We start from the raw sequence: 8263 nt of genomic DNA, 5'->3' as shown, positions 1-8263 counted from the left end.
GTTCTCTTCCCAGTGGCTCTGCACGCGGATCAGCGCCGAGTGCTCGAAGCGGGCGAACAGCTTGGCGCGCTGCACGAACTCGCGGCGGCCAGCCTCCAGCGCCGCGGCATCGCCGCTGCGCCGCGGCACCACCTGCCGGCCATCCTCGCGCTGCGCGAGCGCCGTCGGGAAATATTCCTTGATCGCGACCTGCCGCTGCAGCGACGAGTCCAGCGCCAGGTACACGACGCCCGAATCGCCGCGGCCGATCAGCTCGACGATGCGGAACCCGCCGACGCGCGCACCCGCCAGCAGCACATCGCTGGCCGGCACGGTGTCGAACTGCGTGGTCGGACCGAAGTCGGGTTTCTGGGGGGCGCGAGGCGTCGTCATGGTCGGAAGGTCATCGCTGCGAATCCGGCGGTGGGCACTCATTTGATCCGAGGGGATGGGGCGCCCGGCAAGCCGTTGTCATACATCGGGGGACCCCGTGAGAAAAGTCACGACAGGTAACCCGATCCCATCGACGTGTTACCAACGTTGGAGGATGACAGCGCGTCGCGCGCCGTGTATCAGGGGTGCAGTTTTTCATGGCGGGCCAGCATGGCCACCAGCGTCGCGATGCGGCGCTCGCGGGTCTCGGGCTTCTTCGCGGTCTGCACGCGCCACAGCACCGCATAGCGGTTGGCGCTGTTCAGCGTCTTGAAGAAGGCGGCGGCGGCCGRCTGGGCATCGAATGCGGCCTGCAGGTCGGGCGGCGTCGTGATGGTGCGCATCGAGTCGTAGGCCTGCTCCCAGCGGCCGTCGGCCTTGGCGCGATCGATCTCGCGCTGGCCGGCCGGCTGCATGCGGCCCTGTTCGGTCAGCGCCGCGACCTTCTCGCAGTTGACCTTCGACCAGATGCTGCGCGCGCGCCGCGGCGTGAAGCGCTGCAGCCAGTGGTGTTCGTCCAGGCCCTTCTTCTGCCCGTCGATCCAGCCGTGGCACAGCGCGACCTCGAGCGCCTCGGGGTAGCTGACCGAGCCCTTCTCGGCGCCCGGGCGCGAGATCAGCAGCCACAGCCCGTCGGAGGTTTCGTGGTGCTTGCCCAGCCAGGTCTCCCAGCTGCGGGCGGTCGCGAAGCGGCGGGCGCCGTCTTCGGGCGCCGCCTTCGGCTGGTCGGTCGACTTGCCGATCGACTTGTTCATGGCAGTTCCGCGACGGCGTGCGCGAGGCGCTCGATGTCGTCATCGTCGTTGTAGACCTGGGCCGACACCCGCACGAACAGCCGATCGCCGCGCGAGATCACCGGCGCCTCGATGCGCCGCTCGTCCAGCAGCCAGTCCTTCAGCCGCAGCGCCGCTGCCGCGTCGCCATGCGCCAGCCGCGCCGGCAGCGGCAGCGTGACCATGCAGCCGACCATCGCGTCGGGCGTCGCCCACGGCTGGCCCCACAGCGCGGCCAGGCGCTGCGCCGCGCGGCGTGCCAGCGCGTGCTTGTAGTCGTGCATCGCCGCCTCGCCGAGGAAGCCGGTGATGAAATCGATACCGTCAGGGGCACACAGATACGGCGTCGGGTCGCGCGTGCCGGTCCAGTCGAATTCCTGGTGCCAGCCGACGTCCAGGCCCCACGAGATGACGGGCGGGTGCAGGCCCTCGCGCCGATCAGGCGCGGCCCACAACAGCCCGCACGCGCGCGGCGCGAAGGCCCACTTGTGCAGGTTCGCGACATACCAGTCGACGCCGAGCGACGGGATGTCGAGCGGGATCGCACCGGGTGCATGGGCACCGTCGGCCAGCACCGGCACGCGGTGCGCACGGCACAGCGCCGCCAGCTGCGCAAGCGGCAGCACGAGCGCCGTCTCCGACGTGACGTGGTCGAGGATCACGAGCCGCGTGCGCGCATTCAGCACCGGCTCGAGCAGGCGCTGCGGCAGCGTTTCGTCGGACAGCGGGAACGGCAGCGCGAGCGTGACGACACGCGCGCCGTGCTCGCGCGCGACGAACGCGGCGGTGCGCGACACCGCGCCGTACGCGTGGTCGAACAGCACGATCTCGTCGCCGGCCTGCAACTGCAGCGAGCGCAGCACCGCATTGACGCCGGCGCTCGCGTTGTCGACGAAGACGAGGTCGTCCCCCGTCGCGCCGACGAAGGCCGCGACGCGCGCTGCGGCAGCACGCACCCGGGTGGGCTGGGCGGGGGCTTGCGGCGCGAGGCTCATCAGCTCGCGCAGCAGGAAGCGCGCCGGGTGGCGCTCGATCTGCTCGCGCAGGCGCTGCTGCGCATCGAGCACGCGGCGCGGCGTGACGCCGACGGTGCCGTGGTTCAGGTAGGTGGCATCGGGGTCGAGCCACCAGTGTTCGAGCATGTGTCGTCCGAAGCGCACTGTGTCGGTCCTCCCTGGCCATCGTGCGGCCAGGCGAGGATTCTGACGCAAGCGTGGCGGCCGGATCGCGTGGGCACGCCCTTTGCCGCGCAACGGCGCGTGCATTCGACGCTCACGGGAGATCGACGTGGAGGAACATCTCATGGCGCCAGCGCCCCGACGACGACTTCGCCTGTCCGGCGGCACCGAACTGTCGTTCATCACGGCAGGCGACGCGTCCGGGCCCTGCGTGCTGCTGTTGCACGGGACTCCGAATTCATCGCGGATGTTCCTGGAGGTCCTGCCCGAGCTGGCGCGGGCCGCTTTCGTCATCGCGCCCGACCTGCCCGGCTGCGGCGAGTCCGATGCGCTGCCGGCGGTGTCGTTCCCGGCCATCGGTCAGGCGATCTGCGACCTGTTGGACCAACTCTCGATCGGGCCGCGATTCATCTACCTGCATGACTGGGGAACCCCGGTGGGCCTGCAGGTCGCAATGCAGGCGCCCGAGCGGGTCCTGGGCCTCATCGTCCAGAACGCCAACGCGCATCGAACGGGGTGGGGGCCGGGATGGGCCGCGACACGGGCCTTCTGGTCGCACCCGAACGCGGACAACGAGGCGGCGGCTACCGCGCATCTCACCCTTGAGGGCACGCGCGATACGTACATCTCAGGCGTCCCATCGGAGGTGGCCGAGCGGATCCCCTTCGAACACTGGGAAGAGGACTGGCGGGCCCTGAATCTGCCGGGTCACATGGAGACGCAGCGAGCGCTGATTGCGGACTATGGGAACTACGCCTCCCGCTTCCGGGCCATCGCCAGGCATCTCGAGCGCTGGCAGCCACCGGCCCTGATGGTCTGGGGAAGGCACGACATCTATTTCGATCTCGCCGAGGTGCTGTCCTGGATGCGCGCGCTGCCGAGGATGGAAGCCCACATCCTCGACGCCGGTCACCTGCTGCTGGAGACGCATGCGGCTGCAGCGGTGCCACTGATGCTCGACTTCATCAGGCGCACTTCCTCAGCACCCCCAGCGCATTGACCGAAGCGCCACCCTATTGCGCCAGGTACCCGTTGTTCGCCCCATCCTTCACCGTCGGCCCGCGGTCGTTGATCACGTGCGTGATCTCGCCCTTGCCGCCCAGCGACACGGTGGCCATGCGCGTGAAATGCACGCCGGCCGCCGTCGGCGCCTCGATCGCGCTGCCCAGCTTGACCTGCGGGTTGGTCTGGAAGAAGCAGTAGATGCCGAGCCCGGTCGCCAGGTGGTTCGTCACCTGGCTGCCCAGCTTGTACGACGCATAGCCGTTGGCCGTGCCGTTCATCCACGCGGCCTGGTTCGGCACGTCGTACGGGATCTCGCTCTGGTAGAAGAAGAGCTTGCCGCCGTTGCCGTTCCACAGCGTCTGGTACTCGTGGAAGTGCTCGACGAACAGCCCGTACAGCGTCACGTCGGCACCGTTGACGATCAGCCCGTTGCGCGTCGTGTTGACGGTCCAGCCCACGCCTTCGCCGTGGTCGGCGCGCCAGATCCAGAAGTGGTCGCCCAGCACCTGCCGGCTGTTGATCACCAGGCTGGTGTCGGCCTTGCCCGGCCCGGCACCGCCGACGCGGAAGAACAGGTCGTGCAGCGAGCTCGGGTTGGCCGAGTGGTCGGCCGTGCCGTTGGTGCTGCCCACCTCCAGCAGCGACGGCGAGTTCGTCGTGCCGGCATCGAACAGCAGGCCGGCGATCTTCACGCCGTCGACATCGGCCACCTGCATCGCGGTGATGCCGCCATCCGGGATCAGCGTCGCGAGACCCAGCCCCAGCACCACGGTGTTCGCCTTCGTGACCTTCAGCGTCTCCTTCAGGTGGTAGACGCCCGGCGTGAACAGCAGGTGCTTGCCGCCGGCCAGCGCCGCGTTGAGCGTGGCGGTGCTGTCGGCGGGCTTGGCGACGTAGAAATCGGCGATCGGGATCGACTGGCTCGGCGGCGCGTTGTTGTTCAGCCAGCTCACGCCATGGCTGTTGCTGCGCACCGACGGCACGACGACGGCGTAGCGCCCGTCGGTGCCGACCGTGAGGAACGGCTTCTCGCGCACCGACGGCGTCTGCGCCACGGTGGTGTGCGGCGTGCCGGGCCAGGCGTTGCCGGCGGGCGCGTTGTCGCTGCCGACGAACACCATGTTCCACACGCCGCCGCTCCAGCTGCCGAAGGCCGCGTTGCGCGACATCCATTGCTGCTGGCTGCCCGAACCGGTGTTGCCGTCGATCTTGCTGTCGGCGATGAAGCCGCCGCTGGACCAGCCGCCGCCGGGGTCGAGCGTCATGCTGCCCTTGACGTGCATGCGGCGGAACGGCGCAGCCTGCGCCACCGCCCACAGCAGCGATTCACCGTTCTGCGGCGCGACCGACAGGTTCTCGGCACCGCGCCAGAAGTTCTGCGTCGCATTGCCGTTGAACCACGCCGCATCGACCTGCGTGCGGCCGTTGATCGTCACATCGTCAGGCGAGGCGCCCAGGCCCAGCACCTGCGTGTAGAAGCCGACGTTGATGTTGACCCGGTAGGCGCCCGGCTTGAACGCGAGCGCATAGCGCTCGGTGCCGAACTGGTTGGTCTGCTGCGTCGCGAACACGGCATCGACCTGGGCCTGCAACGTGGCCTGCGGCGTCGACGGATCGAACACCAGCACGTTCGGGCCGAGGTCGGGCGTCGCGCCGGTGTCGGGCACCGGGCCCGGTGCGGGCGCGGGGGACGGGCTGGGGGCAGGGCTCGGCGCAGGGGCCGGAGAGGGGGTCGGTGCGGGTGCGGGTGCGGGTGCGGGTGCGGGTGCGGGTGCGGGACTCGGCGAGGGAGCCGGGCTCGGACTCGGTGCAGGCGACGGTGCGGGTGCGGGCGCCGGCGAAGGCGTCGACGAACTCGGCGGGCTGCCGGCCGGCGCATCGTCCTTGCCGCCACCGCAGGCGGCGACGGCCACCGCTGACGCGAACATCGCCGCAAGAAGCGCGGCACGCGAGGCGGTGCTCGGGCGGTTGGAATCGTCGGGATGCATGGAGCTCTCTTCCTGTTACACAGAACGGTTTCGTTCGATGACGCAGAAAGCGTGCCTTTGTCACGAACCGGTCTGCCGCAGAAGATCTGACGATTCGTGCGTGATCACCCCCGGCGCGCGATGGATCGCATGCCGCGCCACGATGGCCACGCGCGCAGCGCGTCCATCGTGTAAGCAGCCATTGCCGGCTCAGGAACGGAACTCAGAGACGCGGTTCGCCGTTCTCGTTGACGACCACGGTGCGCCCCGGCGGCGCGGTCATCTGCACGTGGTGCTCGACGCCGCGGAACTGGTAGGCCACGTCCCAGTACTCGGGGCGGCCCTGCGCCGGCACGGCGGCGCAACGCTGCACGTCCTGCGTGGAGACGGTGCGGCCATCACGGCCGACATTGGCGCCGATCACCGCACCGGCCACCGCGCCGCCGACGGTCGCGACGTCGCGGCCCGAGCCGCTGCCGACCTGGTGGCCGAGGATGCCGCCGACGATCCCGCCGATCACCGCGCCGCCGACGTTCGGGTCGCCGCGCTCGTTCTTCACGACCTGCTCGCGCTCGATCCAGCAGCGCTGCGTGGGTGCGGCATAGATCGCATGCACCGCCGTCACCGGCGCTTCGAAGATGCGTTCCTGCGGGCGGCGGCGCCAGTCGTAGACCGGGGCCGGCGGCGGCGCGTAGCGGCCTTCGTCATAGCGTGCCGCGGGGTGCAGCGCGCGCACCGACGACAGCCGGTCGTTCAGGCCCATCGAGCGCAGGTCGGGGTAGCGGCCCGGGCGCAGGATCACGCAGCGCCCGCTGAAGTCGGCGTGTTCGCAGGCCTCCCAGCGCTCGCCGAGCACGATCACCGACGACGCGCGGTCGTTGAAGCCGAAGCGGTCGAAGTTGACGACGTCGCGCTCGGTGCTGAACGCGCGGCCCTGGAAGCCCTCGCGCTCGAAGAAGGTGATCTGCCCGTCCATCGGCTGCGGCGCGTAGCGGCCTTCGTCATGGCGGCGGTCGCGATCGACCGGCCGGGCCGACGACAGCTTGTCGTTCATGCGCATCGAGCCGAGCGACGGGTAGCTGCCGGGGCGCAGGATGAAGCACTGCCCGCCGAACTCGATGTGCTCGCAGACCTCCCAGGGTTCGCCGCGCACGACGATCGACGAGGCGCGGTCGTTGAAGCCGAAGCTGCGGAAATCGGACAACGGGTCGCGGGCGGCGAAGCTGCGCCCGCCGAAGTTGTCGTGTTCGTAGAAGGTGGCCTCGGCCGACGCGGCACCGGCACCGGCAAGCGCACACAGTGCGAAGAAGAGCTTCAAGACAGCTTTCATGGAGATTTCGTCCTTGGTGGTCGGCATGTGGTGCTCACAACGCGGCCAGCACGACATCCGACGACCACCGCCTGGCGCGCCTCCCCTGCTTTACATCCGGACACGCAAACGGCCGTCCATCCGGAATCGGTGTGCGAGGCCGACCGGGTTGAGGGCCTCGTCGCGGTACAGGCGGAATGCCACGTACTGCTCGACCGGTGTGAGCCAGTGCTCCTTCTGCGCATCGAGCAGGCGCCAGGCGCCGTCCAGGTGCAACTCGGCCCAGTTGTGATACTCCTCGGCGCGCGGCGCGGCACTGCCTTCGGTGACGTAGCCGCCCACCATGCGCGCCGGAATGCCGTTCGCGCGCGCCAGCGCCACCGCGAGGAAGGCGTACTCGGTGCAATCGCCGCGCCCCTGGCGCAAGGCCTGCAGCGCGCCCAGGTCGTCGGCGACGTAGCCGGCGTATTGCAGGCGGGTGCGCACCGATTCGTAGATCGCCTGCGCCGTCTCCATCGCGGTGCTGCGCTTCAGCGCGGCGGCGGCCTCGCGGATGCGCGCATCGTCGGCCTCGATGTAGCGTTCCGGTTTCAACCAGGGGCGCGGGTCGTCCAGCGACGATGGCAGCGGCGAGCGGCGCATCGCGACATCGAAGCCCAGCGCCACCACCTTGGTGCCCCAGGGCGCCATCGGCGGCAGCGGCAGCTTCAGCACCGCCTGACCGAGCGGGTCGGGGTTCAGCTCGTGCGGCAGCGCGCAGTTCACGCGCAGCAGCTTCTGCGCCGGGCCGTCGACCAGCGGCGCATACAGCCACAGCACCTGGTCCTGCAGCGTCTCGCCCGTCGGGTTGGTCAGCGTGATCGAGAAGCGCAGCTGGCGCTCGAGCCCCGCCTCGGCGCCGGCAGCGCGCATCGACAACCCGGCGGCCATCCACGCCGCCCCCCGGCACAGCACAGCCCGGCGCGACGCCCTCACAGCCCGCATGCCGGTTGCTTCGGCCCGCGCGCCTGCGCCGTCCACACCTGCTGCTGCTGCTTCATCTGCTTCGCGTACGCATCGGCCCCGTCGGAATAGACCAGCAGCGGCAACGGCGCCAGCGCGCTGCGCAAGGCCAGCAGGTCCGCGGCCGGCAGCTCCGGTGGCACCACCAGCACGACGGCCGCGATGGCGCGGTTCTTCGTCGCCTTGCGCTGCGCCGCCAGCGCCGCCTGGAGGGCCGGCAGCCCCGCGTTGCCGATCACCCGCGCCTGCGGCAGCGCGGCCTGCACGCGCGCCTCGCCCGGCATCACCAGCACCAGGTTGGCGTCGAAATGGCTCTCCAGCCACAGTTCCGGCGCGCTGAGCCGGGGCACCTCGTTGGCCAGCGCATGGCGTGACAGCACCGGCCGCCCGGAGCCCAGCCAGGCCGGCATGCCGCCCTGCAGCACGCGCACGTCGCGGAAGCCGGCAGCCTTGAGGGTCGAACACGCGGCGTAGAGCTCGCGCTCGGCCTTGCCGTTGCCCAGCAGCACCAGCGTCTTGTCTTTCAGGAAGGGCTTGCGGGCCACTTCGGCGGCTGACACCTGCAGCGCGCCGTCGATGGTCGCCAGCTCGCGCTCGGGAGCGCTGCGCACGTCGACC

At 70.2% G+C, this 8263-nt stretch carries 7 protein-coding genes and 2 pseudogenes; 1 reads left to right on the top strand and 8 read right to left on the bottom strand.

What is annotated here, in order from left to right; translation table 11 throughout:
* From AC1D01_RS12940 to AC1D01_RS12930, 3 genes and pseudogenes are all read right to left on the bottom strand, one after another.
* A pseudogene (locus AC1D01_RS12940) lies at window positions 1–372 on the bottom strand (serine/threonine protein kinase); the annotation flags it as partial.
* A gap of 179 nt (window positions 373–551) precedes the next feature.
* Window positions 552–1166: a YdeI/OmpD-associated family protein gene (locus AC1D01_RS12935; protein ID WP_477866763.1), complete on the bottom strand. Its 615-nt coding sequence runs from the start codon at window positions 1164–1166 to the stop codon at window positions 552–554.
* Window positions 1163–2326, bottom strand: coding sequence for an aminotransferase class V-fold PLP-dependent enzyme (locus tag AC1D01_RS12930; RefSeq protein ID WP_477866761.1), 1164 nt, complete (start codon window positions 2324–2326; stop codon window positions 1163–1165). Before AC1D01_RS12930 ends, AC1D01_RS12935 begins: the two co-directional genes overlap by 4 nt.
* A 145-nt stretch (window positions 2327–2471) precedes the next feature.
* On the opposite strand from AC1D01_RS12930, the gene AC1D01_RS12925 reads away from it, so the two are divergent.
* Entirely contained in the window at window positions 2472–3362 is an 891-nt protein-coding gene (locus AC1D01_RS12925) for an alpha/beta fold hydrolase (RefSeq protein WP_477866759.1), read from the top strand.
* 13 nt (window positions 3363–3375) lie between these two features.
* On the opposite strand, the gene AC1D01_RS38400 is transcribed toward AC1D01_RS12925, so the two are convergent.
* From AC1D01_RS38400 to AC1D01_RS12905, 5 genes and pseudogenes are all read right to left on the bottom strand, one after another.
* Window positions 3376–4488: a hypothetical protein gene (locus AC1D01_RS38400; protein WP_489740490.1), complete on the bottom strand. Its 1113-nt coding sequence runs from the start codon at window positions 4486–4488 to the stop codon at window positions 3376–3378.
* A gap of 513 nt (window positions 4489–5001) precedes the next feature.
* Window positions 5002–5355 (bottom strand): annotated as a pseudogene (locus AC1D01_RS12920) (hypothetical protein); the annotation flags it as partial.
* Window positions 5356–5557: 202 nt separating this feature from the next.
* Window positions 5558–6664: a beta/gamma crystallin-related protein gene (locus AC1D01_RS12915; RefSeq protein WP_477866757.1), complete on the bottom strand. Its 1107-nt coding sequence runs from the start codon at window positions 6662–6664 to the stop codon at window positions 5558–5560.
* 90 nt (window positions 6665–6754) lie between these two features.
* Complete coding sequence (locus AC1D01_RS12910) at window positions 6755–7627, bottom strand: transglutaminase-like domain-containing protein (protein WP_477866755.1); 873 nt, start codon at window positions 7625–7627, stop codon at window positions 6755–6757.
* On the bottom strand, window positions 7615–8263 hold a 649-nt coding region (locus AC1D01_RS12905), incomplete at its 5' end, for a rhodanese-like domain-containing protein (RefSeq protein ID WP_477866753.1). The genes AC1D01_RS12910 and AC1D01_RS12905, both read right to left, overlap by 13 nt.

It is taken from the genome of Rhizobacter sp. P3_B12, from assembly GCF_056402895.1.
Note: the sequence above shows the minus strand (reverse complement) of the source record. Positions and strands in the feature narration are given on the sequence as shown.

Coding starts and splice junctions, on each gene's coding strand:
- AC1D01_RS12930 (WP_477866761.1), bottom strand. CDS start 2,326: ATGCTCGAACACTGGTGGCTCGACCCCGATGCCACCTACCTGAACCAC.
- AC1D01_RS12915 (WP_477866757.1), bottom strand. CDS start 6,664: ATGAAAGCTGTCTTGAAGCTCTTCTTCGCACTGTGTGCGCTTGCCGGT.
- AC1D01_RS38400 (WP_489740490.1), bottom strand. CDS start 4,488: ATGGTGTTCGTCGGCAGCGACAACGCGCCCGCCGGCAACGCCTGGCCC.
- AC1D01_RS12910 (WP_477866755.1), bottom strand. CDS start 7,627: ATGCGGGCTGTGAGGGCGTCGCGCCGGGCTGTGCTGTGCCGGGGGGCG.